Source organism: Hydrogenophaga sp., assembly GCF_050250835.1.
Lineage (GTDB): Bacteria > Pseudomonadota > Gammaproteobacteria > Burkholderiales > Burkholderiaceae_C > Hydrogenophaga.
The window spans coordinates 1-22,909 of sequence record NZ_JBFWNX010000022.1 but is presented as its reverse complement, the minus strand read 5'-3'; the positions used below and the strand labels follow the sequence as shown (position 1 = coordinate 22,909).

The following is a 22,909-nucleotide window of genomic DNA, read 5'->3' as shown; positions in this document are numbered from 1 at the left end:
CCCGACCCGGCTTCAGGTTCCCGGCTTCAGAAGGATTCCCACTCGTCGTTGTGGGCGACCGCCTTCTCCGCCGTCACCACCTTGGTTTTCAGCGTGGGGGGCGTGGCGGGCCTGGCTTCGGTGCGCGGAGCCACCTTGGGCGTGGCAGCCTTCGGCGCAGGTTTCGTCTCGGGCGCCTTGCGCGGCGCGGCAGGGCGCAGTTGCGTGATGGCGCTGTGTGAGACGGCGCTCGCGTCCACGCGGAACACCTGCACCACCTGGGCCAGGCGGTCGGCCTGGTCGTTCATGCTCGACGCGGCGGCCGCGCTTTCTTCCACCAGGGCGGCATTCTGCTGCGTGAGCTGATCCAGGTTGGCCACGGCGGCGTTGATCTGGTTCACGCCGTCGGCCTGTTCGCCCGAGGCGCTGGCGATCTCACCGATCATGTCGCGCACGCGCACCACGTTGTCGACGATCTCGCCCATGGTCTTGCCGGCCTGGTTCACCAGCTCGGTGCCGGTGGTGACCTTGTCCACGCTGGCGCCAATGAGCACCTTGATTTCCTTGGCGGCCTGAGCACTTCGTTGCGCCAGGTTGCGCACCTCGCCCGCCACCACCGCGAAGCCACGCCCTTGCTCGCCCGCGCGAGCCGCTTCCACGGCGGCGTTCAGCGCCAGGATGTTGGTCTGGAACGCAATGCCGTCAATGACACCGATGATGTCGTTGATCTTGCGCGAGGCCTGGTTGATCTCTTCCATGGTGGACACCACCTGGCTGACCACCTCGCCGCCCTTCTGGGCGCTCTGGCCCGCCACGTCGGCCAGCTGGTTGGCGACGCGCGCCGAGTCGGCCGACTGCCGGATCGCGCCAGACATTTCCTCCATGCTGGCGGCGGTCTGCTGCAGGTTGGACGCGGTCTGCTCGGTGCGGGCAGACAGGTCGTTGTTGCCGGTGGCAATCTCACGCGCGGCCACGTTGATGTTTTCGGTGCCGCGCTTCACGTCGGCCACCACGTTCACCAGCCGGTCGCGCATGCTGAGCAGGGCTGCCGTCATGGCGCCGAACTCGTCCTTGCGGTCGTTGCGAATCTGTGCCGTCAGGTCGCCGCTGGCGATCTGCTCGGCAAAGCCCATGGCTTCGCGCAGCGGGTTGCGGATGTTTCGGATGAGGAAGAACGCCCCGGCCACGATGCCCGCAATGAGGATGGCGACCTGAAAGGTGGCAATGGTCAGGCTGGTGGAGCGCCGTTCGGTGAACTCGGCTTGCGCCTGCTGGCGGATGTCGGTCTGCATGCGGGCGAACTCGCGCAATGCGGCCAGGTAGGGCGTCACGGCGCCGTTGAAGCGCGACGAGATTTCTTGCGCGGCGCCGGCGGCGTCCCCAGCCTTCTTCATCTCGTTGGCCTTCGCCAGCGAATCCAGCACGGCCTTGCGCAGCCCGGCAATCTTCTCCAGTTGTGCCTTTTCGGGCTCGCTCATGTTCATGGCCTGCAGTTGCTTCTGCAGTTCGGAAATGGATGCCACGCCTGCGGGAATCAGGTCCTTGTACATCGCGGCAATGGCCGGGTCCGTGCTCGCAATGGAGGCCTGCACGCGCGTGACGTTGGTTTCGGTCAGGCCGGCCCATTCGGTGGCAATGGTGGTCTTGGCAGCCAGGGCCGAGAGCACGCGTTCGGATTCTTCATTGAGGCTGGACGAGCGCGACCCTGCGGTGGCCACGACCACGAACAGCGCGACGATGATGGCGATGACGCCGGCCCACAGTTTGGCGCCGACCGATAGATGTCGGAAAAAGTTCATGACGATGAGGGAGATTTACTGAAGAGCGGAAGGCGCGTTGACCAGGCCGAGTTCGTCGCTGCCCACGAGCGCGCCGATGTCGGCCAGGATAAGCATGCGTTCGCCCACATTGGCGATGCCGGTGATGAAGTCGGCGTCCAGCGATGTGTGGATCTGCGGCACCGGCTTGATCTGGTCCTGCGTGAGTTCGATGACATCGCTCACCGAATCCACCACCAGGCCGATCACGTGCTCGTGCACGCTGATGACGATGGTGACGGTGAAGCCGTTGTATTCGACCTTCTCGCAACCGAGCTTGATGCGCATGTCCACGACCGGCACGATCACGCCGCGCAGGTTGACCACGCCCTTGATGAATGCCGGCGCGTTCGCAATGCGGGTGGGTTCCTCGTAGGAGCGGATCTCCTGCACATGCAGGATGTCGATGCCGTATTCCTCGGCACCCAGGCGAAAGCTCAAAAATTCACCGGCGGCAGCGAGCGCAGGAGACGGGTGGCGCGAAGCCGCGCCGGCAGAAGGGTGGTGTGGGGCGTCCATGGATTCCGGGAAGGAGGGTTGATGCCACCGTATCGGCGGGTACCCAGATTTCTTGAGCGCCTTCAGACCGATGCTTCCGCCTCGGGCCACAGCTTGGGGAAATAGAACCTCAGGGCGTGTTGCGGCACACCCAGGCGCAGCTTGCCGTGCGGCGAGTCGGATTCGAGCAAGCCGCGCTTGAGGAGGGCGCTGACCTATGCCGTGGCCAGACGATCGCCCAGACCCAGCATGCCCTTGAAGTCGGCTCGATCCATTTCACCTTGCAAGGCATACAGGTACTGCAGCGCACGCATTGCCTTCATGCGCACGCCTTCCTTGACGACCTGTTCCTCGTAAGTCAGGCACGCCGCCATGCGGTCCTTCATGGTGTCGAGCGCCAGCGCGTCAGACATGAAGGTCACCTGGTCCTTGCAGATTTCCAGCACGTAGCCGATCCAGTGTTCCAGCCCACGCTCGGTCAGGTTGCCTCGTCCATCGAGTGCACCGGCACGCGGCGCGTCCGCGGCATCGAGTCAGGCGGGCAACGCGCCCGTTGCCGTCGCGAAATGGATGAATCCGCGCAAGGCGGTGGTGGGCTGCGGCCATGGTCACCACTTGTTTTTCCCCGCGCCTCACGCCGCCGTACAGGTGAGCCCATCGCTTCAGGAACCGCGGAAGCTGCTCCGCTGAAGGCGCCGAATGGCGCCCCACGCTTCCCTCCTTGTCGCGCAGCGTGCCTGGCTCAAGCGCTTCGGGCACGCCCTTCGGGTCGGTGGATGGCAGAGTTCGATCGGTTTCTGGCAGGCGTGCAAAAAGGTCTTGATGAATGTCCCGCACGGTCTGCGGCGACCAGACGCGTTGGCTGTCCCATTGAGGCCAGAGTTCTTCGAGGCGTTGCTCGGTCGCCATGTGGGCAAGCGCCAGTCGCTGCCGGCGGGCCTTGTCTGCGTCCTTGGCGCAGTCGTTGCGCAGCGCTTGCTCGATCTCCAGGGGAGGCGTGTGCTGCCTTTCAATGCGGTTCGAGTCATAAGAGTTCATGGCCCGCAACAGATGACGCAGTCCCGCATGTGCGCCTGGGGGACACAGTCCCGTGAGGCGATCCGACTGACGGATCAGGTCGTGCGCCTGCTCCAGCAACGGGGCCAACCGATGCTCACCCGGGAGAAGCGGCTCCATGTCCACCGGATCGGTAGGGAGGGCGAAGTTTTGCGACTTCTTTGATGAGTCGTTCAGTGCAGCTTCACCAGCGGCGTCGCTCGCTTCACCAGGAACCGCGCTACCGCCAGAACGCCGGTGCGCAGCGTGCCCAGCACCGCCTGGTGGTGCATCAGGTGCAGGCTCACGTACATGGTGCGGGCAAACAGGCCTTGCACATACCAGGTGGAGCGGAACAGATTGCCCATGAGGCTGCCCACCGAGGTTTGCGTACCGAGAGAAACCAGCGAGCCGTGGTCCTTGTAGACGTAGGGGCGCTTTTGCGCCGGCCTGTCCATGGCATGGCGCAGCAGCAGGTCGTGCAGGTAGCTGGCCTGCTGGTGTGCAGCTTGCGCGCGCGGTGGCACCCAGCCGCCTTCTGCGGTGGGGCAGGCGGCGCAATCGCCCAGGGCGTGGATGTGAGCCTCGCCCTTGACGAGCAGGTGATCGTCCACCTCCAGTTGTCCCGAGCGGTTGGTGGGCAGTCCCAGCGTGCCCAGCACTTCGGGCGCCTTGATGCCGGCGGCCCACACCACGAGGTCGGCCTCGAACACTCGGCCGGTGGCGTCTTCCACCTGCTGTGGCGTGATGCGCGCCACGCGGCATTGGGTCTCGATGGTGACGTGGCGCTCCTTGAGCAGCCTGGCCGCCGCGCTGGACACCTTTTCGGGCAACGGCGCGAGGATGCGGTCGGCGCCTTCGAGCAAGGTGAGCTGCACGTCGCGCAGCGGGTCGATGCGCCGAAAGCCGTAGCGCGAGTGCACCACGCTGGCCTCGCGCAGTTCGGCGGCCAGCTCCACGCCCGTGGCGCCGCCGCCGATGATGACGATGCGGACCCGGCCCTCGTTGCCGGCGCTCTTGCGCAGTTCAGCCGCAGTGAGCAGCTTGAGCATGCGCAGGCGAAAGTGCTCCGCGTCTGCCGGCCGGTTGAGCGACAGGGTGTGTTCAGCCGCGCCGGGCACATTGAAATGGTTGGCCGTGCTGCCCACGGCAATCACCAGCTGGTCGTAGGGCAGGGCGCGCGCGGGCACCAGTTCGTCGCCGTGTTCATCGCGTATGGGTGCCACCTGCACGGCACGGGCCGTCAGGTCCAGGCCGGTCATGGCGCCGAAGCAGAAGGTGAAGCGGTTGTCGTGAGCGAGCATTTCGTACGACAGGCCTTCCTGGTGGATGTCGAGCGTGCCGGCGGCTACTTCGTGAAGGGAGGGCTTCCAGATGTGGAACAACTGCTGATCGACCAGCGTGACCTGTTCCGCGCCGAGCTGGCGGCCGAGCTTGCAGGCCAGCTCCAGGCCGCCTGCGCCACCACCGACGATCACGATGCGTGTTTTCATGGGCACCACTGTAGTCCACGCGTGCTCCGTTGAGGCAGACGAAGATGGCACGGTTCTGGCTATGCTGTGGCCATGAACGTGTCGAACTGGCTTCCCGAAAACTTCCCGCCTTTTCTCGTCGGATGGCTGCCCGCCTTGCTGGCAGCGGTGCCCCTCCTGCTGCTGGCCGAGCTGGCGTACCGCCTGGGCCGGCGCATCGTGCTGCGCGCGGGGCGCGATTCTCCCATGGTGCTCAGTGTGGGCCGGGCGATCGAGGCGCCTGCACATCTCCTGTTGCATTTGCTCGCCCTCAACATCGCCTGGCAGCAGGCGCCGCAAGACATGGCCTGGCTCGCCTGGGCCGAGCGGCTCACCACGCTGCTGCTGATCGGCGTGATCACCTGGCTTCTGACGCGCGCCGTGCAGGGTGCGGCCAACGGCGTGGCTGCAGCGAACCCGCTGGCAGTGGCCGACAACCTCATGGCGCGTCGCATTCGAACGCAGACCCTGGTGCTCTCGCGCACGGTGCAGGGCCTCATCATCCTCATCGGTGGCGCCCTCATGCTCATGACCTTTCCTGCGGTGCGGCAGGTGGGAGCCAGCCTGCTCGCCTCAGCGGGCGTGGTGGGCATCGTGGCCGGCTTCGCGGCGCGGCCGGTGCTGGGCAACCTCATTGCGGGCCTGCAGATCGGACTGAGCCAGCCCATTCGCATCGACGACGTGGTGATCGTCGAGAACGAATGGGGCGTGATCGAGGAAATCACGGGTACCTACGTGGTGGTGCGCATCTGGGACCAGCGCCGGCTTGTGGTGCCTCTTCAGTACTGGATCGAGAAGCCGTTTCAGAACTGGACCCGCCAGACCTCCGAGCTCATTGGCACCGTGTTCATCTGGGTGGACTACCGCATGCCGCTGGCGCCGCTGCGAGAAGCCTTGCAGCGTGCCGTGGAAAACAGCCCGCATTGGGACAAGCGCTTCGCCCTGCTGCAGGTCACCGAAGCGGGCGAGCAGGCCATGCAGTTGCGTTGCCTGGTCACCGCAGCATCGGCCAGCGCCGCGTGGGATTTGCGCTGCGAGGTGCGTGAACAGCTCATCGACTTCATCCAGCGTGAGTACCCGCAGTGCCTGCCGCGCCAGCGTCAGGAAGGCGAAGTGGCGGTGGAGATGAGGAACTCGGCGGACACCGCGTAGCCCTCGAGCAAGCCCTTTTCGCGAGCGCGACCGCCAGTCATGGTTTTCAAGGTCACGCGCAAGCGGGTTACGCAGCGCAGGCGCGCACCGCGATGCTTGTACGCGATGTCCTACAGACGCCCCCGTCGATAGAATCCACACTCCGAGCATGAATGGATTCCTCCGTGCACCGTGCCCCCGCTGGAAATGACTCGCCATACACCATGGAGGCGCGTGACGCAGCGCAAGCCCCCGAGGCAGCCTGGGAGGCGAAGGGCGAGGCCTGGGTGCTGCGGCTGCGCGGCGACTGGATCGGCTCTGGCAGTCGCTTTCCCGACCTTCCTGCCCGCGACCCGTCATCAATGCGGGTTGACGCGGCTGAGCTCGGCTCGTGGGACGCCGCATTGGCCTCGCGCCTGTGGGCTCAGCTCGAACCCCTCGCACAGCGCAACGTCCCGGTGGACCTCCAGGGCCTGCCCGATGGGCTTCGGGAGATCGTCTCGCTCGCGCTGAATGGCACGCCACCCCCGGTGGCTGCACCCGAGGCGAAGCCCATGGGTCGCGTGGCGCGGCTGGGTGCGCGCACCACCACCTGGTGGGTGGACATGCAAAAGACATTGACGTTTTTTGGTGAAGTGCTGCTTTCCCTGGGGCGATGGATGCGCGGCGGCAGCGACATGCGCGCTTCCGACCTCCTGTGGCAGATCGAACAGACCGGCCCACGCAGTCTGCCCATTGTTGCCCTGGTGAGTTTTCTGGTGGGGCTCATCGTGGCCTACATGGGCGCGGCTCAGTTGCAGCGCTTCGGCGCACAAACCTACATCGCCGATCTCGTCACTGTGGGCGTGGTGCGCGAAGTGGCGGCCCTGCTGGTGGGCATCGTGCTCGCAGGGCGCGTGGGTGCGGCATTTGCGGCGCAGATCGGCAGCATGCGCGCCAATGAAGAGGTGGACGCGCTGGCCACCATGGGCGTGAACCCGGTCGATTTTCTGGTGCTGCCGCGCGTGCTCGCGTTGCTCATCGTCGGCCCCATGCTCACCGCGTTCGGCGCAGTGGTGGGCATGGCGGTGGGCTGGCTGGTGGCCGTCGGCATCTATGGCGTGACGCCACTGGAATATGTGTATTCGAGTTTTCAGGCACTGACCTTGCCGCATGTGCTGGTCGGGCTGATCAAGGGCACGGTGTATGCGGTGCTGGTGGCGCTGGCAGGTTGCCTGCAAGGGCTTTCGGCGGGCCGCAGCGCGCAGGCCGTGGGCGATGCCACCACGGCGTCGGTGGTACAAGCCATCGTCTGGATCGTGGTGGCTGCTTCGGCGCTCACGGTCGTGTTTCAAAGGCTCGATTTCTAGATGGAAACACTTCAGGAACCCGCCGTTGCCTCCGCCGCCGCGCCTGCTTTGGCAGAGCCACTGGTGAGCGTGCGAAAGCTCACCATGGCCTTCGGCCCGCAGGTGATCCAGCGCGACCTCGACTTCGACATCCTGCCCGGCGAGGTGCTGGCCATTGCCGGTGGCAGCGGTTGTGGCAAGAGCACGCTGCTGCGCCACCTCATCGGGTTGCAGGCGCCCGCAGCGGGGCAGGTGCTCTATGGTGATCGCGACCTGTACGCGGCCGATGCCGCCGAGCAGCGCAAGCTCATGCAGACCTTCGGCGTCACGTTCCAGGCCGGCGCGCTGTGGAGCAGCATGACCGTGGGCGAGAACGTGATGCTGCCCATGCAGCTCTTCACCGACATGGGCCCCGAGCAATGCGAACACGAAGCCCGGTTCAAGCTGGCGCTGGTGGGGCTGGGGGGCAGCTTCGATGCCGAACCCGCCACGCTCAGCGGCGGCATGAAGAAGCGGGCCGCCATCGCGCGTGCGCTGGCGCTGAACCCTCCACTGGTGTTTCTTGACGAACCTTCTGCCGGGCTTGACCCGCTGGCCTCTGCCCACCTCGACGAGCTCATCCTGCACCTGCGCAACAACCTCAACACCACCGTGGTGATGGTCAGCCACGAGCTCGAGAGCATTTTCACCGTGGCTGACCGGCTGCTTTTTCTGGATGCAGAATCCAAAACCATGACCGCGCTCGGCCCACCCCATGAACTGCGACACAGCGGGCCGGAAGGTGTGCAGACCTTCCTGCGTCGCGGCGCCACGACCGCCCAGGAGATCACCGCATGAAACGCAAGGCCAGTGCCACGCTGATCGGCACCTTTGTGGTGGCAGGCATTGCCCTGATCGCCATCGCCATCATTGCCCTGGCTGGCAACAACCTGTTCACACGCAAAGAGCGGACTGTCATGTACTTCAGCGGATCGGTGTACGGCCTTCAGGTCGGGGCACCGGTGGTGTTTCGCGGCGTGCGCGTGGGCAGCGTGGAATCCATCGAGGTGTTCTATGACCGCAGGGACGACAGCTACGCCATCCCCGTGGTGGCCGTGCTCGACAGCAGCGCGGTGAGCGGGCTGGACGGCAAGCGGGGGTCCGAGCCGACGCTGCCCGCGCTGGTGGAGCGTGGACTGAGCGCCCAGCTCTCCATGCAAAGCCTGCTCACCGGCCTGTTGTACGTGGACCTTGACCTGCGCCCCAGGCTGGAGGGCAAGCTGCGCGGGAGCTCGCGCCGGGCGGAAATCGAGATTCCCACCACCGCCACCGCCATCCAGAACCTGCGCGAACAGTTCGACGGCATGGACTTCCGCCGCATTGCCGACGATATCTCCGCCATCGCCTCGTCGGCGCGCGCGATGGTGTCCGGACCGCAGCTCAAGCAGGCCATGGACGACCTGGCCGAGATCACCGCCACGTTCAAGCGCATCTCCGGCCGCCTGGACAAGCGCATCGACCCGCTGGCCGATGAACTGCAGCGCTCGCTGGTGTCCACGCGCAAGGCCATGGACGGCATGGGGCAGGCGGCGCAATCGGTGAACACGACCGCCGAAGGTCTGGGCAAGACGTCCAGCCAGGTCTCGGAGCTGCTGGCGCCCGACGCGCCGCTGGTGAGCAACCTGCAGCGCGCTGCCGACGAGGTGGCTCGCACCGCCACCGCGCTGCGCGAAGCCACCTCGGGCGACTCGCGACTCATGACCGGTGCCGACCAGGCGCTGGGCGATCTGTCGCGGGCCGCGCGCGCGCTGCGTGACCTGGCCGAATCGCTCGAACAACAACCGGATGCACTGCTGCGCGGCCGGAGGGAGCCAGAATGAAGCGAAGACTGATCCTTGGAGGCGTTGGCGCGTCCACCCTGGTGCTGGCGGCCTGCGCAGGCAACCCGGCACCCGCCATGCGCTGGTACGAACTGCGCAGCGAACCACCGGGGCCGCGGCCTTCCGCACACTCGGTCGATGGCACCGTGTGGGAAGTATCGGGCGCCGTGGACATGCCCGGTGCCCTGGACCGAGACACCCTGATGGTGGCCAGCGGGGCTGCAGGCCTGCAGCCCCTGGCGGGCCACCGCTGGGCCGAACCTTTGCGCGACAGCATTCCGCGCCTGCTCGTTTCCGACCTCGCGCTGCTGCGTGGTGAACGGCTGGTCTGGCGCGCACCCGCCCCGGCGGGCGTCCCCGTGGGTCGCCGCCTGCGTGTGGAGATCGTGACGCTGCTGGCGGATGCCGCACAACGCACGCTGCGACTTCAGGCACGCTGGTGGCTGACGGGAATGGGGGCGGGCGCTGCGGCACCCGTGCTGGGCGCTGCCGACTTTCAGGTGGAACTGAGCAGCGCTTCGCCCGATGCCCTGGCCGCAGCGCACAGGGTTGCGCTGTGGCAACTCGCGATGCGTGTGGCAGGGTCAGGAACGGCGTAGAACGGCAAGTCGGGGAAGTCGTACTGCGCGCGTTTTTTTTGGTGATCAGCGCCGAAGCCGTGAGCGGGCGCCGTCCAGCAGCAGGCTTGCACGCCCGAGGTGCCGAGGTCCAGGCCGAGGGTGATCACGGCAGGTTGTCTTTCAGGTAGATGTCAATGCGGATGCGCTCCTGGTGCGCCAGCACCGGCACTTGTGACCACTGGGCCAGCGCCACGCGCAGGGCGGAGCGCACCACCGGATGATCGAGCGCCATCGCCACCACCGCATCGCGCTGGCCCTCTTGCGCGAGCAATGCCTTGGCCAGCCCGCCGGGGTGAACACATTGACCGGCAGCACCTCGGGGTCGATGTTGGCCGCCGAACGATCGGGCCGTTAACCCCGCCGCTGCACTGCTGCATTCATCTGCGCCACGGGCGATTCGCGCACCGCAGGCCGCTTGTTCACCACCGGGTCAGCCGTGGCCAGGCTGACCTTTGCATCCAGCGCCACGTCTTCCAGCGTGGGCGTGCCTTGAGGGTGTTCCGAGCTTCCATGCCGGCGTTCTGAGGTGCGTACCTCAGAAAACTGCCAGGTTTTTTTACTGGGTTTGCAGACGGGGTCAGGTTCGTTTCTCGAGCCTGAAAAAAAGATATACCCGAAGCAAGACGATTATGTATCATCTTGTAACTGATAGCCGACGTCAATGAAGCTTCCAGATAGCGATGCATGAAAGGGACCATGAAAACTGCAATGCTCATTCAAATGCTGGAGGTGTTGGCGGGCCTCCTGTTCGTTGGAATCGCAGCCTGGCGATTGATCATCCTGGCCAGACGCTCTGGGCGTCCAGACACGTCTGACAATTCCCTCAAAAAGCCAACCGGGTTTGATCGATGAACGCAAGACTCGGCGCTTGGATCCTTCTGGTCTTGGGGGGGGTATTGCTTGCCTGGGGTGTACTGCCCATCGTCGCCAAGGTGACGGGTATGGACACGGGCGAGAGTGTCGTCGCCGAAATCAAGCTTGCGACTGACCTGAATCCGTGGGTCGAGAAGGTCCTGCTTTCGACCATTGGCATGGTCGCCGCCGTAATCTATCTCAAGTGCAACCTGACGCTGTCGTGGAACAAGCAGTTGATCGGCATGGCTGCCATTGGCGCCATCTGGATCGGGGTTTACGTATTCCTTGCTTACAAGACCAGTGATCCCGTTGAAGACGCGTGGTTTAGCACAAGCGGCGAGCCGCTTCGCTGCTATGTCCTTGACAGGGATGGCGTTCGCCTGCTGTACATCGTTGAACGAGATCCTCGTACCGGGCAACGATGTGAGCCGGTAACGCCGGAACTCGAGCCGCGTCTACGCCCCTGGATCATCGCCCAGCGTGATGCCGGTGGAAGGTTGCGTCTGAAGCCCGTGGCAGCTCCTGGCCATTTCTTCACTGTCCATGGCGCACCGCTTGTATGGTTCTATCGACGCCCGAACGGCACTTGCGAGTATTTTGAGTTGCCTGGCGTCCACCCGGATATCGGTGAGGTGTTGCAGCCGATTACCAGAGAAGATCGGGCGCGTTGTCGCACCGTAGAGGAGCGAGTCAGTCGTGAGAGCGAGCTCAAAAATCAAGCTAGAGCCGCTGAGGAACAGCAAAGCGCGCGTCGCTTGAAGTATGTCGGCGTGCCGGTGCAAAGTGGGTCGATCATCGTGGCCACCTCCGATCTGGGAGGTCTTGCCGATGTTGTTCTTGAAGTATTGCGTGAGCGCGGGCACGTGGTGGCGCTTCAACCAGCGTTCGTCGCTGAGGGGCTTTTCAACTCGGTGTGGAACGGTGGGCAGGACTTGTCGACACTGGGCTTGGAGCGAAGTGGTGGTGCGGTTCTGCTGCGGCCTGCGGCTGGCATTCATGTCGTGCGCAGCCCGGATCTTGGAGGACTGACATTCTTTCAGCAAGAGTTCTCTGTCCTTGTCATCCGCCCCCCCTTTTCCCTTCACGTGCAGTCTGCTGGATTCACCGCAGAAGGACGGGGATTCAGCGACGAGGTGGCGCGCGCCAGGTTTCGCGCCGATTTTGCCGAGAAGCTGCAAAGCTCATTGGGCAACAAACTTCAAAGAGGAAAGTGATGATGGTTCAGACGTTGAAAGGCCGTTTGATCTCACCGCTGTTGATGCTGGCGGTAGCCGGCGTGATGGTCGGATGTGCCGCGCCCGTGTCGCAAGTCGGCGTCAGTGTGCTCGAGCCAGCCAAAAGCTCGGAAGCTACCCGCATCCGGCGGGTTGCCGTTATGCAGTTTGAAGCCAAGGATCGTGTAGACGTTACGGGCGACATCGAAACAATGCTTGCAAGTATCGTGGTCGATGAGCGGCGGTACTTTGAAGTGGTCGAGCGGCGTCAGCTCAATGCCCTAGTTGCTGAGTTGAGGCTGGGTGAGCGCGGAGTACTGGACAACTCCACGGTTTCCAAGGTCGGAAAGATGCTTGGCGCTAACGGTGTTTACCTGGGCAAAGTCACAAGCGCTGCCTGGTCTGATCAACGCAGCAACGAGCCTCGCTCCATCTGCGCTCAAAGAGAGATCAAGCGGGACAAGAAAGGCAAGTCCTACGAAGCTGGTTGTGCACGCTGGAGGGAGACAGCCGCAAGCTGCGTTACCCGTACGGCAAGCTTTGAATTCCTGCCCAAGCTGGTTTCAATCGAGACGGGAACGATTGTGTACTCGCGTGCTCATTCTGGTGAGGCGACCTCCAAATCTTGTCGCGAACCCGGTACTGGCGCCAGTGCGCCCATCACTGGCGGAGAGCAACTCCTTTTGAATGCCAAGATGGTCGCGATGGAGAGCTTCCGACGAGATGTTGCGCCTGTGGCGACCGCCCGGGCGATTGATGTGCTCGGGCCCGGCGATCGCATCGGCTCGTCCCTGATGAAGGAGCGATTCAGCATCGCGCTCGCTTTCGCAAAGGAGGGGAGACTGGACCGCGCGTGCGAGATGTGGCGTGAGATCGCCACTTCAGAGCAGAACTCACCCGAGCTCATCTACAACCTGGGTGTTTGCGCCGAGGTGGCGGCTGACCTGGAAGGCGCAAAGGCCCTGTACACGAGAGCCGACAGGTTGTTGATGCAGCCCAACAAGTCCATCAGTGCGGCCTTGTCTCGCGTCCAATCCGACCAGGCTTCGCGAGCGAAATTAAAAACTCAACTGCAGCGATGATTTCGGTCGCGAGTGGTGCAATGCCGGAAGTGAAACATGCTGTATGGATGTCCTTTGACTGCGATAGCCAGTTCTCCGAGTGGATTTCGCACCGCCTGACTGCGGGAAATCGGTGACCCAAAGAGAAAGTTGGCGTTCCCCTACCCCCGCCTCGGCATCCTCCAGGGCAACATCGCCTGCACCACCGGCGATACCAGCCTTGGCACGTGCAAGGTCTCGTGAAAGCTCGTCACCGGCTCGCCCATCAACCGGCTGCACAGCATGGCCCGTTGGTAGAACGGCGTGTCTTCCAGCTGCTGCACCACCTGCACGGGTCCCTCGCTGCCCATTCGGCGCGCCAGCCGCCAGGCAGTGCGGGGCAGTTCGCAGCGCGGTGGCGCTTCGAACGGCACCACGCTGCCATGCCGCCCGAATCGCAACGCGAGCAGGCGGCCATTCGCGCGGCCGGGTTCCACGTCGTAGATCACGGCGGTGCTGCCGTCTTTCATGGCGCTGCGTGACCAGTCCCATTCGGTGAACGCGCGTTCGATGGGTTCGTCGCCTTCGTTGCTGTCGAGGTAGGCGTGTCCGTGCCAGCGCTGGGCGGGGTGGCGCAGGTCCACCTCCACACGCGAGCGCGGTGCGAGCGGCCCCCAGCGGTGGCGGCCTGCGGCGTCCAGCGGGGTGCTGAAGTGAAAGAGCTGTTGCGGGTGCAGGTTGACGGTGCCGCGAATGCGGCGGGGCAGGGGCACGCCCACTTCGTCGATCTCGATGCAGAGCGATTGCCCGTTCCAGTGCAGCTGGCTGGGGCCGATGACGAAGCGGGTGCGGTCGCGGTGGTTGTGCGCGGCGCCGCGTTCGGTCATGCTCCAGCGCCTGGCCTGCCGGCTGTACAGCGCCACGTTCAGTGCGCAGAAGTTGTCGGGGTTGGTGTGGTTGCCGCGCCTTCTTGCCCACGCGTAATAGGGCGAAAACACGCTGCCCACGAAAGCGATGATGGACAGGCCGTGCTGGCCGTCGTCGCTCAGGGCGTCGATGTACCACCAGAGGTAGCCACCGGAGGGCACCACCTGGTCAAAGCGGGGCTCGCCATCAGCGCCTCGGCCGCCCGCAGGCCCGAGAGGGCCGCCATGGGAACCCCCGGACCCGGGTGCACGCTCCCCCCCGCCAGGAAAAGCCCCGCCACCGGTGTGCTGGCGCCAGGTCGAGAGAAGGCCGCCGTCCAGCCGTGGGTGGCCTGGCCATACAGCGCGCCCCCCGTGGCCGGGAACAGGCGATGGAAATCCGCCGGTGTGGTGCGGATGGCCGGCGGGTGCGAGGCGGTGATCTTCAGGCCACAACGGCGCAGCAGGGAAAAGCTGGTGGTTTCGCATTGTTCGATGGCCTCCGGGGTGAGCGTGTCTGAGTCGCCAACAGCGGGCGCGTTGACGAGGCAGAGCAGGCGTTCGCTGCTCTGCGGCACCGGCTTGTCCGCGCCCCGGTCTTGCGCACACACATACACCGTGGGTGCCTGCGGCAGCCGGCCGCGCTGAAAGATGTCGGTGAATTCGCTGGCGTAGTCGGCGCGAAAGAACACGTTGTGCCGATCGAGTTCGATACCGCGCGTGGGCGCGTGGATGGACCAGGTGATGGCCGAGAGCGAACGCGGTGGCGCGCGGCGCGGCACGGCGCGGCGCGCGCCACCGCCCAGCAGGCCGTGGCGCAGTGCAGCGCCGTCGCCGTTGAAGACGACGCTGTCAGCCGGCAAGGTTTCGCCGCTGGTCAGCGCCACGCCGCTCACGCGGCCGGCGCGCAAGTCGATGCGTTCGCACGCGCTGCGGTAGCGAAAGATGGCGCCGCGCTCGCGGGCCAACCGCTCCAGGCAGCGCGCCAGTGCGTGCATGCCGCCGTCGATGCTCCACACGCCATCGAGCTCCACCTGGGCAATCAGCATGAGCGTGGCCGGTGCCAGCCAGGGGGATGAGCCGGTGTAGGTGGCGTAGCGCGCGAACAGTTGCCGCAGGCGTGCGTCGGTGAAATGGCGGCCCAGGCTTCGCCAGAGGCTGTGCAGCGGGCCGATGGACGCGAGCACCCCCATGCCGCGCAGGCCCACGCCGATGGACAGGCCGGCCATGCTGGGCGCGGCGGCGCGCATGTAGGGGCGCTCCAGCGTGCGGTACAACGCTTGCGCCTGCGCGCAGAAGCCCTGGAAGCGCCGGGCCTCGGCCGCGCCGGCGAATTTCGCCACCGCATCGAACGAGCGCGCCGGGTCGGCGAACAGATCGAGCGTGCCGCCGTCTTCCCACCAGTGGCGCGCCAGCACCGGCAGCGGCCGAATGCGCAGTTCGGATTCGAGGCGGGTGCCCACGGATGCGAGCAGCTCGTCGAACACCCAGCGCAGCGTGAACACGGTGGGGCCGCTGTCGATGGGAGCGCCGTCCACCACCAGCTGGCGCAGTTTGCCCCCCGGCCCCTCGGCAGCTTCCACCACCGTCACGTCCAGGCCCTGGTGGGCCAGGCGCAAGGCGCACACCAGCCCGCCGATGCCAGCACCCACCACGACGACCTTGTGTTCAGACATGGGCTCTCTGCTCGGTGCGGTCTGGGGGTGGAGGGTCTTCCACCGCCTCTGGGGGTGCCATCGGCGCGGGCCAGTGGCCGTGTTGGGCCAGCAGCCGCATGCGCACGAACAGCGATTCGGAAAAGTAGCCGTGACGGTAGGCCGCCTCGATGGCCTGCTGGTGTGCGCCCTGGTGCGCGTAGGCCAGCATGGAGGGCGTGTCTTTCCACAGGCTGAAGGTGCACTGGCGCACCAGCGGTGCCTCGCCCAGGCCCATGGCCAGCGTGCATCCGGGTGCGGTGTGCAGCGCGTTCTGCGCAGCCGGCGCGTTGCGCCAGAAGGCCATGGCCTTGGCGGGGCGGATGCTGGCGCGTGTGAGCGCGGCCAGCGGGCGCGGTGCTTCGTCGTCGTTGGCCGCACGCACCCAGGTGCCGAGTTGCGTGCCGGGTGTGGCGCCCCAGGCCTGACCATCCCACTGGCCACGCGCTGAAAGCACTTCGAGCATGCCGCTCCAGAATTCGCTGGTGCGTGCCTGCATCGCTTTCACATGGGAGCCGCCGAGGAAAGCATGGGCCTGCTCGGCGTGGGCAAACATGGCGATCAGGCCCTGGTGGCTGGCGCTGGGCCGCAGCCCGAAGCCGCCACCATGGCCGCTGCCCATGACTTTGACAAAGCACAGGCCGGGCGTGTCCTTCAGGGCGGAGGGGCCTTGCACCATGCGCATCCAGCCCCAGGCCTGGTGCTCGCGCAAATAGTTGGCCAGCACCACCACCACCACCCCCGAGAGGGTGATGACGTCCGGTGGTGGCATGGTCATGGCAGAGCCAACTCGGCGGGCAGCCGGAAGCTCACGTCTTCGCGCACGCCGGGCAGTTGCACCACTGGTGTGAGCGGGTCTGGGTGCAGCACGCCGAGCGCAGCCACCACGCGCTGCACGAGCAGTTCGGGTGTGGAGGCGCCCGAGGTCACGCCCACGCGGGGCGCGGTGCGCAGCCAGGCGGGGTCGATCTCGTGCTCGTCCTGCACCAGGTAGGCGGGCACACCGGCGCGTGCGGCCACTTCGCGCAGGCGGTTGGAGTTGGAGCTGTTGCGCGCTCCCACCACCAGCACCAGGTCGACCTGCGCGGCCAGCGCGCGCACCGCCACCTGACGGTTCTGGGTGGCGTAGCAGATGCCGTCCACCTCGGGGCCGACGATGTCGGGAAAACGCGCCAGGAGTGCGCCGATGATGGCGCGCGTGTCGTCCAGACTCAGCGTGGTCTGTGTCACGTAGGCCAGCGCCGCGTCTACCGGAAGAGCCAGGGCCTGCACGTCGTCGATGCTGCTCACCAGATGGACGGGCGCATCCACCTGGCCCATGGTGCCCACCACTTCCTCGTGTCCGGCGTGCCCGATCATGAGAAGGGTTCGGCCCTGACGAACGAAGCGCTGCGCCTGCTGGTGTACCTTGCTCACCAGTGGGCAGGTGGCGTCGATGGTGCGCAGGCCGCGCGCTTGCGCCTGGTTCATCACCTGACGCGAGACGCCATGCGCACTGAACACCACCACGGCATGGTCGGGCACGGCATCCAGGGCCTGCACGAACACGGCACCGCGCGAGCGCAAGTCATCCACCACCCATTGGTTGTGCACGATCTCGTGGAACACATGCACCGGTGCGCCGTGCCGCGCCAGCGCGCGCTCGACGATGTCGATGGCACGCGTGACACCGGCACAGAAGCCTCGCGGCTGGGCCAGGATCACTTGCATGGCATTCACCGGCTGACCGCTGTGGAACTGCTCTATTGCGACGGTCCTGGCGCGGTGGTGGGCGCTGTCTCGGCCGGCGCAGGGGCAGGGGCCGTGTAAGGCCGGTAGGCCGCCAGCTCGGGATGGTCCTTGAGCATGGGCACGCCGGCCAGCGGCTTGTTCACGCCCTGGTGGCAGGTGGCGCAGTTGAGCTTGGGTGCGTCGCCGAGTTCACCCTTGCGGTTGTCGGGGAACACGGTGGCCAGGGGCTCCATGTAGGCCAGGTTGAGGTCGCGCGCCATCTGGATGCCGTGGTAGGCCGTCACGCGCTGGGGCGGCGCTCCGTCCCACTTGCTGAAGTTCTGCGTGTTGTGGCAGAAGGTGCAGTTCTGGCCGAGCGCACTCGACATGTGCGTCATGAGCGCGTAGGTCTTTTCGGTGCGCTGGATGCTCTCGCCCTTGCCGGTAGGCAGCGCGGTGGTTCCACCCACGCGGATCGGCTCTTTGCCCAGCAGGTAGGACGTGAAAGGGTCGTTGGGCAGCGACGCCAGCTTGACGCTTTGGGCTGGCGAGTTCTGGCCGGCTTTGTCACCCATGAAGTTAGAGCCGTAGGGTTGCGCATCGGCAGTGAACCACACGTTGCTGGGCACGGGCTGGCCCCGGTGGCAGGTGTAGCAGGTCACACCGGTTTCGGCCACATGGGGCTTCCAGTCGGTGTTGATGTGCTGCGTCATCTGCACCATGCGGCGCGCCACCACCTTGGTGTAGAGGCTGTCGTCGGCCAGGTTGGCCGGGTTGTGGCAGTAGTTGCAGCCTTGCTCGGGCGCGACCCAGGCGGTCATGTTCACCATCAGCCGCGTGAACTCGCCCACGCTCAGGTCGCCGAGCACTTTCACGTTCTGGTAGACCTGCCCCGCCTTGGGCCCTTCGGCGCTGGCAGGGGGAATGGACACGGGAATCTGGTTGGCAGCCGCCACGTCGCCCTTCAGGCGCGGGTTGGTGATCTGGACCATGCCGGTGCCCCGGTAGCCTTGCTGCTTCGACTCCATGGGTGGGCGTTCGCAGGCGGCCAGCAGCACCAGCGAACCGAGCGCGAGCAGGCGCAGCCAGGGGCGGGGGGAAAAGTGAGCGTGGTTCATCACTTGGCTCCTGGAATGAGCGCCGGGTCCATCACGGCGGGGAACACAGTGGGATAGGGCGGCGCAACACCATGCTTGATGGCCCAGAGGTACCAGTTGTCCACCACCGTGCCCGTGAGCAGGATGCCGATGCCGCCCACCAGCGGGCACAGCACCGCGAACCACCAGGCCCAGCGGTGGATGGATTCCATGGTGGCATTGAAGCCCATGGTCCAGCGCCAGAACAGCGCGGCGCGTTCGCTGGCCGTGCCACGGTCCACGATCTGCTCGATCTCGCGCTCGCCACCGAATCGGCTCACCGCCAGGATGGTGGCACCGTGCATGGCGAACAGCAGCGTGGCGCCGTAGAGGAAGGCGATGGAAAGCGCGTGGAACGGGTTGTAGAACAGGTTGCCGTAGCGCAGCGAGAAAGCGGCCGTCCAGTCCAGGTGGGGGAAGATGCCGAAGGGCACCGCCTCGCTCCACGAACCCATGAGCACCGGGCGGATGAGGCCAAGCACCAGGAACAGCCAGATGGCCGCAGCGAACGCCCAGGCCACGTGCGTACCCATGCCCAGCACCCGTGCGCGCCGGTAGGTGCGCGCCCACCAGAGCAACACCGAGATGGTGAGGAACAGGCCGGCGATCTGCCACCAGCCGCCCTGATTCAGCGGCGCCAGGCCCAGGCCATGCTGGGGTCCCGGTGGCTCCAGCGCCAGCCAGAAAAGTTGCCGCACGAACTGCACCGGGTCGTAGTTGACCGAGGCCAGCATGTTCATGCCCATGATGTTGATGGCCAGCACGCCAAAGATCAGCGAAGCCAGTCCCAGCCCACCCAGGTAGATCGGGCCGATCTGCGCGTTGCCGAGCCGGCCGAGCCAGTGCCACGAGGCGGGCAGCTTGCCGGTGCGCGGGCTGTTGCCGTGGGGCAGCGGCACGCCGTGGTGGAGCGGGCCGACGGCCTGGACGGTGGTGAAGAGGTTCTGGTATTGCGACATGGTGTTCTCCTCAGCTCCAGATGGGCATGTTCAGCCACCAGCCCCACCATTCGGGCCAGCCTCGGCTCCAGAAGGGTCCGCTGATCACGATGCAAAGAGCGCTGAACAGCACGGCGGCCAGCGCCAGGAACAGGCCCAGGCGGTGGATGCCCAGGGTGCCGATGGAGTAGCCGATGGTGTCGCGGAAGAAGGTGTCTTCATGCTCGGGTGTCTTCACCGACTCACCCGCCTTGGGGTTGGTGGCCGAGAGAATCAGCGAGCCGTGCAGCGACAACGCGAAGGTGGTGGCAAAGAAGAAGCTCACCGCGATCATGTGTGCGGGGTTGTAGTGGAAATGCAGGTACTGGTAGCCCACGTTGGACACCCAGTCGAGGTGGCTGAAGATGCCGTAGGGGAACCCGTGTCCCCAGGCGCCCAGCAGCACCGGGCGAATTACCACCAGCGTGACATAGGCCAGGATGGCCACCGAGAAGGCGGCGGGTACGTGGTACCCCATGCCGAGTTTTCGGCAGATCTCCACTTCGCGCAGGGCCCATGACACAAATGAACCGATCGCACACACGGTGATGAGCTGCCACAGGCCGCCTTCCATGAGCGGTGCGAAGCGCAGGCCATAGGAGAGGTCGGGTGGCGCGATGCTGATCTGCCAGAGGTTCCAGGTCGGTCCCTGCGAAGCGCCCCAGAGGATCATGGCGGTGCCGAGGAACGCGAAGAAGATCGTGGTGACGCCAAAGAAACCCACGTAGAACGGTCCCACCCAGAAGTCGAACAGATCGCCGCCGACCAGGGTCCCGCCTCGGACCCGGTACTTCTTCTCAAAATTGAGCATGGCCATGGATCGGCCCTCCTGTCTCAGGTGGATGGAATGCTTTTTCTACGGTCGGGAAATGGGTTGGGGCAGATGCTGTGCTGGCCCGCGCAAGGAAACAGCATCTGCACACCTGGGGTGAAGTTCAGGACTTCACGGTCAGCGTGGCGGTCGGCACGGTGGCCGGTACCGTCAACGCGGTTTTTGCTGGTGCAGCCTTGGGGCCGTCGAGCCAGTTGAACTTGTTGGTGCTGAGCAGGATGAGGTGAATCATCACGGCCACGGCGAACAGAAAGACGCCTTGCACCACCATGACCCGGACTGGGTCGAACAATCGCCAGATTCTCCACATGATGTGAATTCCTTTAAATGATGTGAGACATGAGGGTGTAGACGGCTGCATGGACGCCCGAGAAGATGCTGGCCTTGTGCTCCGCGCCTGGCAGCCACAGTTGCCAATGCAGGCCGACCAGCTGGCCGAGCAACGCAAGCGACAACAACAGCACGAAGCAGGGAGCAAAGATCAGCACGAACGACAATCTGTCGCCTCGGCTGGATGGCTTATGAGCCTCATAAGACATATCGTTCATGGCAGTCTTCCTTTCATGACAAGGGGTCGGACTTAAAGCCAGGGCCGCCAGAACCAGACCAGGAGGTGGGCAACCACGGCAATCGCCGTGAACCCGATGAACCCCTGGATGTAGTACTGGTGGAACTCCTGAGCCTCTTCATCCGTCAGGCCGGATATGGACGTCCGTTGTGACATGCGATGCTCCTTCTTGGTAAGGCCTCTCGGCCTGCGATGCGCCCGACCCGCGCAACCTGGGCAGCCGTGGCGACATGCCGCGACATGGGGGAGACCCGGCCTTTCAGCGCGAATCGAATGGGATCCTGAGAGAACGGCCTCATGCCGCCTCTCCCAGGCCGAGCTCTTGCCCGGCGGTGTTCACATGGCGCTCGGTCACGGCCGCATCGCCGCTTTCGCGGGCGCGGCGCTCGGCCTCGTCGCGCAGTCGTTTGGCTGCCGAAATCTGCACCAGCACCGGCTGGCTGGAAACGAGGGCATGCAGGCGGGCCTGGGCCTGGTCGTTCCAGGGTGTAGAGAGTCCCGCCACCTCGCCGCGTGCCAGCGTGGGGTCGACCTTGTCCATGTCGCTGCCCAGCGGCAGGATGTGGAACAGCGCGTCGAACAGCGCGTTGCAAACCTCTTGAATCAGATAGGTCGCTCCGCTGTAGCCCATGAAGGGCGTGCCAGTGTGGCGGCGGATGATGGCCCCGGGGAACGAGGCCGGAATGAAGGCCGCGCGCATCGGACCGCTGGCGCCGGCCTCGGCCAGGTACATGCGTTCGTTGAAACTGCCGAAGAGGATCAGCGGCGCTTTGGTGCGCACCAGTTCGCGCACGGCAGCGTTGTCGGTTTTTGCACCAGCGATGCGTGGCACGGCGAAGCGGCAGGGCAGGCCCATCTCTGCCTCCAGAAAGTGCTGCAGGCCGCGCGAGTAGGTTTCGTTGGCCACCACGGCGAAGCTGGCGGTGGCGAAGAAGTCTTGCGTGACCGAACGCCACAGGTCCCACACGGGCTTGATGGTGGTGTGCTTCTCGCGCTGAATGAAGGGCTCCGGGTCCAGTCCCAGCAACTCGCCGAGCTTGCGCAGGAACTTGGTGGTGCTGTGCAGACCAATGGGCGCCTGCAGGTAGGGGCGCTCCAGTGCTTCGCAGAGCATGCGGCCGAACTCGCGGTACATGCAGATGTTCACGTCGGCCTCGACCAGGCGAGAGACTTCAGAGAGGTGGCTGCCCAGCGGAAAGACCAGGTTGACCTCGGCGCCGATGCCTTGTACCAGGCGGCGGATCTCAGCGAGGTCGCTGGCGCTGTTGAAGGTGCCGTAGCAAGGGCCGATGATGTTCACGCGCGGCTTCTCGCCAGCCTTGCGTTCGCGTGCCGGCACCTTCTTCATGCCGTACTCGCTCCAGAGCCAGAACATGGCGCGGTTGGCGCACTGCCACTGGTCTTCGTCGATGGTGCGCGGCAGGAAGCGCATGAGGTTGGTGCCTTCGGGTGTCACGCCGCCACCGATCATTTCGGCAATGGAGCCGGTGACCACCACCGCCGGCAGCTCGGGATCAAGCACTGCGTGCGCACGCTTCATGGAGCCTTCGGTGCCTTCGCGGCCCAGTTGTTCTTCGGCCAGACCCGTCACCACGATGGGCAGTTCGTGTGGTGGGAGTGCGTCGGTGTAGTGCAGCACCGAGGTCACCGGCAGGTTCTCGCAACCCACCGGCCCATCGATCACGACCTGCAAGCCTTTGATGGCGGTGAAGACGTACACCGCCCCCCAGTACCCGCCGGCGCGATCGTGGTCGAGAACTAGCATGTGCAGCTCCCAGCACCAGCCAGAACGGTGAAGGGCGACGTGCGAGCCAACCAACCCGTTCGCCCTGAGCTTGTCGAAGGGTTCGCCAGTGTGTGGGCGGGGGCTTCGACAGGCTCAGCCCGAACGGAGGTGGGCTCAGCCTGAATGGAGGTGGGGTCAGCCTGAATGGAGGTGGGGTCAGCCTGAATGGTGAAAGACAACGTGCGAGCCAACCAACCCGTTCGCCCTGAGCTTGTCGAAGGGTTCGTCAGTGTGTGGGCGAGGGCTTCGACAGGCTCAGCCCGAACGGAGGTGGGGTCAGCCGGAACGGAGGTGGGGTCAGCCTGAATGGTGAAAGAAGACGTGCGAGCCAACCAACCCGTTCGCCCTGAGCTTGTCGAAGGGTTCTAAGTTCTGAAGTGCGTCGTGTAGTGAAAGAGTGTCTTCGCCTGTGTA

At 65.3% G+C, this 22,909-nt stretch carries 24 protein-coding genes; 7 read left to right on the top strand and 17 right to left on the bottom strand.

The genetic code is table 11. The features are described from left to right. Positions 1 to 26 precede the first annotated feature (26 nt). From AB7F11_RS19560 to AB7F11_RS19540, 5 genes are all read right to left on the bottom strand, one after another. Positions 27 to 1,778, bottom strand: coding sequence for a methyl-accepting chemotaxis protein (locus AB7F11_RS19560; protein ID WP_428290596.1), 1,752 nt, complete (start codon positions 1,776 to 1,778; stop codon positions 27 to 29). Between the two features lie 15 nt (positions 1,779 to 1,793). Next, positions 1,794 to 2,315 (bottom strand): chemotaxis protein CheW, encoded by a 522-nt coding sequence (locus tag AB7F11_RS19555; RefSeq protein WP_428290595.1) that lies wholly within the window; start codon positions 2,313 to 2,315, stop codon positions 1,794 to 1,796. Positions 2,316 to 2,509: 194 nt separating this feature from the next. Further along, positions 2,510 to 2,707: a hypothetical protein gene (locus AB7F11_RS19550; protein WP_428290594.1), complete on the bottom strand. Its 198-nt coding sequence runs from the start codon at positions 2,705 to 2,707 to the stop codon at positions 2,510 to 2,512. Continuing rightward, the gene (locus tag AB7F11_RS19545) at positions 2,700 to 3,332 is read right to left on the bottom strand and encodes a Fic family protein (RefSeq protein ID WP_428290593.1); all 633 of its coding nucleotides are present in this window, start codon (positions 3,330 to 3,332) and stop codon (positions 2,700 to 2,702) included. Before AB7F11_RS19545 ends, AB7F11_RS19550 begins: the two co-directional genes overlap by 8 nt. 191 nt (positions 3,333 to 3,523) lie before the next feature. After that, positions 3,524 to 4,822 carry an NAD(P)/FAD-dependent oxidoreductase gene (locus tag AB7F11_RS19540; RefSeq protein ID WP_428290592.1) on the bottom strand — a complete coding sequence of 433 codons (1,299 nt, stop codon included), beginning with the start codon at positions 4,820 to 4,822 and terminating at the stop codon, positions 3,524 to 3,526. 72 nt (positions 4,823 to 4,894) lie between these two features. Between AB7F11_RS19540 and AB7F11_RS19535 the strand changes: the two genes are divergently transcribed. The 5 genes from AB7F11_RS19535 to AB7F11_RS19515 all read left to right on the top strand — a co-directional run bounded on the left by AB7F11_RS19535 (position 4,895) and on the right by AB7F11_RS19515 (position 9,757). Further along, the gene (locus AB7F11_RS19535) at positions 4,895 to 5,992 is read left to right on the top strand and encodes a mechanosensitive ion channel family protein (protein ID WP_428290591.1); all 1,098 of its coding nucleotides are present in this window, start codon (positions 4,895 to 4,897) and stop codon (positions 5,990 to 5,992) included. 164 nt (positions 5,993 to 6,156) lie between these two features. Beyond that, complete coding sequence (locus tag AB7F11_RS19530) at positions 6,157 to 7,320, top strand: MlaE family ABC transporter permease (RefSeq protein ID WP_428300807.1); 1,164 nt, start codon at positions 6,157 to 6,159, stop codon at positions 7,318 to 7,320. After that, positions 7,321 to 8,136: an ABC transporter ATP-binding protein gene (locus tag AB7F11_RS19525; RefSeq protein ID WP_428290589.1), complete on the top strand. Its 816-nt coding sequence runs from the start codon at positions 7,321 to 7,323 to the stop codon at positions 8,134 to 8,136. It abuts the gene before it with no gap. Then, entirely contained in the window at positions 8,133 to 9,158 is a 1,026-nt protein-coding gene (locus AB7F11_RS19520) for an MlaD family protein (protein WP_428290588.1), read from the top strand. The genes AB7F11_RS19525 and AB7F11_RS19520 overlap by 4 nt, the downstream gene beginning before the upstream one ends. Continuing rightward, on the top strand, positions 9,155 to 9,757 hold the full coding sequence (locus AB7F11_RS19515) for a PqiC family protein (protein WP_428290587.1): 603 nt from the start codon (positions 9,155 to 9,157) through the stop codon (positions 9,755 to 9,757). The genes AB7F11_RS19520 and AB7F11_RS19515 overlap by 4 nt, the downstream gene beginning before the upstream one ends. Positions 9,758 to 9,881: 124 nt before the next feature. Here AB7F11_RS19515 and AB7F11_RS19510 read toward each other — a convergent pair whose 3' ends face one another. After that, entirely contained in the window at positions 9,882 to 10,049 is a 168-nt protein-coding gene (locus tag AB7F11_RS19510) for a hypothetical protein (RefSeq protein ID WP_428290586.1), read from the bottom strand. A 577-nt stretch (positions 10,050 to 10,626) separates the two neighbouring features. On the opposite strand from AB7F11_RS19510, the gene AB7F11_RS19505 reads away from it, so the two are divergent. After that, positions 10,627 to 11,847 (top strand): hypothetical protein, encoded by a 1,221-nt coding sequence (locus AB7F11_RS19505; RefSeq protein ID WP_428290585.1) that lies wholly within the window; start codon positions 10,627 to 10,629, stop codon positions 11,845 to 11,847. Further along, entirely contained in the window at positions 11,847 to 12,929 is a 1,083-nt protein-coding gene (locus AB7F11_RS19500; RefSeq protein ID WP_428290584.1) for a CsgG/HfaB family protein, read from the top strand. Before AB7F11_RS19505 ends, AB7F11_RS19500 begins: the two co-directional genes overlap by 1 nt. A 140-nt stretch (positions 12,930 to 13,069) precedes the next feature. Here AB7F11_RS19500 and AB7F11_RS19495 read toward each other — a convergent pair whose 3' ends face one another. From AB7F11_RS19495 to bchZ, 11 genes are all read right to left on the bottom strand, one after another. Next, on the bottom strand, positions 13,070 to 13,975 hold the full coding sequence (locus AB7F11_RS19495) for a carotenoid 1,2-hydratase (protein WP_428290583.1): 906 nt from the start codon (positions 13,973 to 13,975) through the stop codon (positions 13,070 to 13,072). Next, entirely contained in the window at positions 13,933 to 15,468 is a 1,536-nt protein-coding gene (gene crtD, locus AB7F11_RS19490) for a 1-hydroxycarotenoid 3,4-desaturase CrtD (protein ID WP_428290582.1), read from the bottom strand. The genes AB7F11_RS19495 and crtD overlap by 43 nt, the downstream gene beginning before the upstream one ends. Further along, entirely contained in the window at positions 15,461 to 16,264 is an 804-nt protein-coding gene (locus tag AB7F11_RS19485) for a hypothetical protein (protein ID WP_428290581.1), read from the bottom strand. The genes crtD and AB7F11_RS19485 overlap by 8 nt, the downstream gene beginning before the upstream one ends. Next, positions 16,261 to 17,196, bottom strand: coding sequence for a 4-hydroxy-3-methylbut-2-enyl diphosphate reductase (gene ispH / locus AB7F11_RS19480; RefSeq protein ID WP_428290580.1), 936 nt, complete (start codon positions 17,194 to 17,196; stop codon positions 16,261 to 16,263). Before ispH ends, AB7F11_RS19485 begins: the two co-directional genes overlap by 4 nt. Before the next feature lie 32 nt (positions 17,197 to 17,228). After that, complete coding sequence (pufC, locus tag AB7F11_RS19475; protein WP_428290579.1) at positions 17,229 to 18,314, bottom strand: photosynthetic reaction center cytochrome PufC; 1,086 nt, start codon at positions 18,312 to 18,314, stop codon at positions 17,229 to 17,231. Further along, a complete protein-coding gene (gene pufM / locus AB7F11_RS19470) occupies positions 18,314 to 19,291 on the bottom strand; it encodes a photosynthetic reaction center subunit M (RefSeq protein ID WP_428290578.1) in 978 nt (325 codons plus the stop codon). The genes pufC and pufM overlap by 1 nt, the downstream gene beginning before the upstream one ends. A gap of 10 nt (positions 19,292 to 19,301) precedes the next feature. Further along, the gene (gene pufL, locus AB7F11_RS19465) at positions 19,302 to 20,126 is read right to left on the bottom strand and encodes a photosynthetic reaction center subunit L (protein ID WP_428290577.1); all 825 of its coding nucleotides are present in this window, start codon (positions 20,124 to 20,126) and stop codon (positions 19,302 to 19,304) included. 118 nt (positions 20,127 to 20,244) lie between these two features. Further along, complete coding sequence (gene pufA / locus AB7F11_RS19460; protein ID WP_428290576.1) at positions 20,245 to 20,451, bottom strand: light-harvesting antenna LH1, alpha subunit; 207 nt, start codon at positions 20,449 to 20,451, stop codon at positions 20,245 to 20,247. 13 nt (positions 20,452 to 20,464) lie between these two features. Then, the gene (locus AB7F11_RS19455; RefSeq protein WP_428290575.1) at positions 20,465 to 20,689 is read right to left on the bottom strand and encodes a hypothetical protein; all 225 of its coding nucleotides are present in this window, start codon (positions 20,687 to 20,689) and stop codon (positions 20,465 to 20,467) included. 32 nt (positions 20,690 to 20,721) lie between these two features. Next, a complete protein-coding gene (gene pufB / locus AB7F11_RS19450) occupies positions 20,722 to 20,865 on the bottom strand; it encodes a light-harvesting protein (RefSeq protein ID WP_428290574.1) in 144 nt (47 codons plus the stop codon). A gap of 139 nt (positions 20,866 to 21,004) precedes the next feature. Further along, positions 21,005 to 22,474, bottom strand: a complete 1,470-nt coding sequence (gene bchZ, locus AB7F11_RS19445; RefSeq protein WP_428290573.1) for a chlorophyllide a reductase subunit Z — start codon at positions 22,472 to 22,474, stop codon at positions 21,005 to 21,007. Positions 22,475 to 22,909 lie beyond the last annotated feature (435 nt).

Excerpts from the sequence above, each read along its gene's own strand:
- AB7F11_RS19560 (WP_428290596.1), bottom strand. The coding sequence starts at position 1,778 with ATGAACTTTTTCCGACATCTATCGGTCGGCGCCAAACTGTGGGCCGGC.
- AB7F11_RS19555 (WP_428290595.1), bottom strand. The coding sequence starts at position 2,315 with ATGGACGCCCCACACCACCCTTCTGCCGGCGCGGCTTCGCGCCACCCG.
- AB7F11_RS19550 (WP_428290594.1), bottom strand. The coding sequence starts at position 2,707 with ATGTCTGACGCGCTGGCGCTCGACACCATGAAGGACCGCATGGCGGCG.
- AB7F11_RS19545 (WP_428290593.1), bottom strand. The coding sequence starts at position 3,332 with ATGAACTCTTATGACTCGAACCGCATTGAAAGGCAGCACACGCCTCCC.
- AB7F11_RS19540 (WP_428290592.1), bottom strand. The coding sequence starts at position 4,822 with ATGAAAACACGCATCGTGATCGTCGGTGGTGGCGCAGGCGGCCTGGAG.
- AB7F11_RS19535 (WP_428290591.1), top strand. The coding sequence starts at position 4,895 with ATGAACGTGTCGAACTGGCTTCCCGAAAACTTCCCGCCTTTTCTCGTC.
- AB7F11_RS19525 (WP_428290589.1), top strand. The coding sequence starts at position 7,321 with ATGGAAACACTTCAGGAACCCGCCGTTGCCTCCGCCGCCGCGCCTGCT.
- AB7F11_RS19520 (WP_428290588.1), top strand. The coding sequence starts at position 8,133 with ATGAAACGCAAGGCCAGTGCCACGCTGATCGGCACCTTTGTGGTGGCA.
- AB7F11_RS19515 (WP_428290587.1), top strand. The coding sequence starts at position 9,155 with ATGAAGCGAAGACTGATCCTTGGAGGCGTTGGCGCGTCCACCCTGGTG.
- AB7F11_RS19505 (WP_428290585.1), top strand. The coding sequence starts at position 10,627 with ATGAACGCAAGACTCGGCGCTTGGATCCTTCTGGTCTTGGGGGGGGTA.
- AB7F11_RS19500 (WP_428290584.1), top strand. The coding sequence starts at position 11,847 with ATGATGGTTCAGACGTTGAAAGGCCGTTTGATCTCACCGCTGTTGATG.
- crtD (WP_428290582.1), bottom strand. The coding sequence starts at position 15,468 with ATGTCTGAACACAAGGTCGTCGTGGTGGGTGCTGGCATCGGCGGGCTG.
- AB7F11_RS19485 (WP_428290581.1), bottom strand. The coding sequence starts at position 16,264 with ATGACCATGCCACCACCGGACGTCATCACCCTCTCGGGGGTGGTGGTG.
- ispH (WP_428290580.1), bottom strand. The coding sequence starts at position 17,196 with ATGCAAGTGATCCTGGCCCAGCCGCGAGGCTTCTGTGCCGGTGTCACG.
- pufC (WP_428290579.1), bottom strand. The coding sequence starts at position 18,314 with ATGAACCACGCTCACTTTTCCCCCCGCCCCTGGCTGCGCCTGCTCGCG.
- pufM (WP_428290578.1), bottom strand. The coding sequence starts at position 19,291 with ATGTCGCAATACCAGAACCTCTTCACCACCGTCCAGGCCGTCGGCCCG.
- pufL (WP_428290577.1), bottom strand. The coding sequence starts at position 20,126 with ATGGCCATGCTCAATTTTGAGAAGAAGTACCGGGTCCGAGGCGGGACC.
- pufA (WP_428290576.1), bottom strand. The coding sequence starts at position 20,451 with ATGTGGAGAATCTGGCGATTGTTCGACCCAGTCCGGGTCATGGTGGTG.
- AB7F11_RS19455 (WP_428290575.1), bottom strand. The coding sequence starts at position 20,689 with ATGAACGATATGTCTTATGAGGCTCATAAGCCATCCAGCCGAGGCGAC.
- pufB (WP_428290574.1), bottom strand. The coding sequence starts at position 20,865 with ATGTCACAACGGACGTCCATATCCGGCCTGACGGATGAAGAGGCTCAG.
- bchZ (WP_428290573.1), bottom strand. The coding sequence starts at position 22,474 with ATGCTAGTTCTCGACCACGATCGCGCCGGCGGGTACTGGGGGGCGGTG.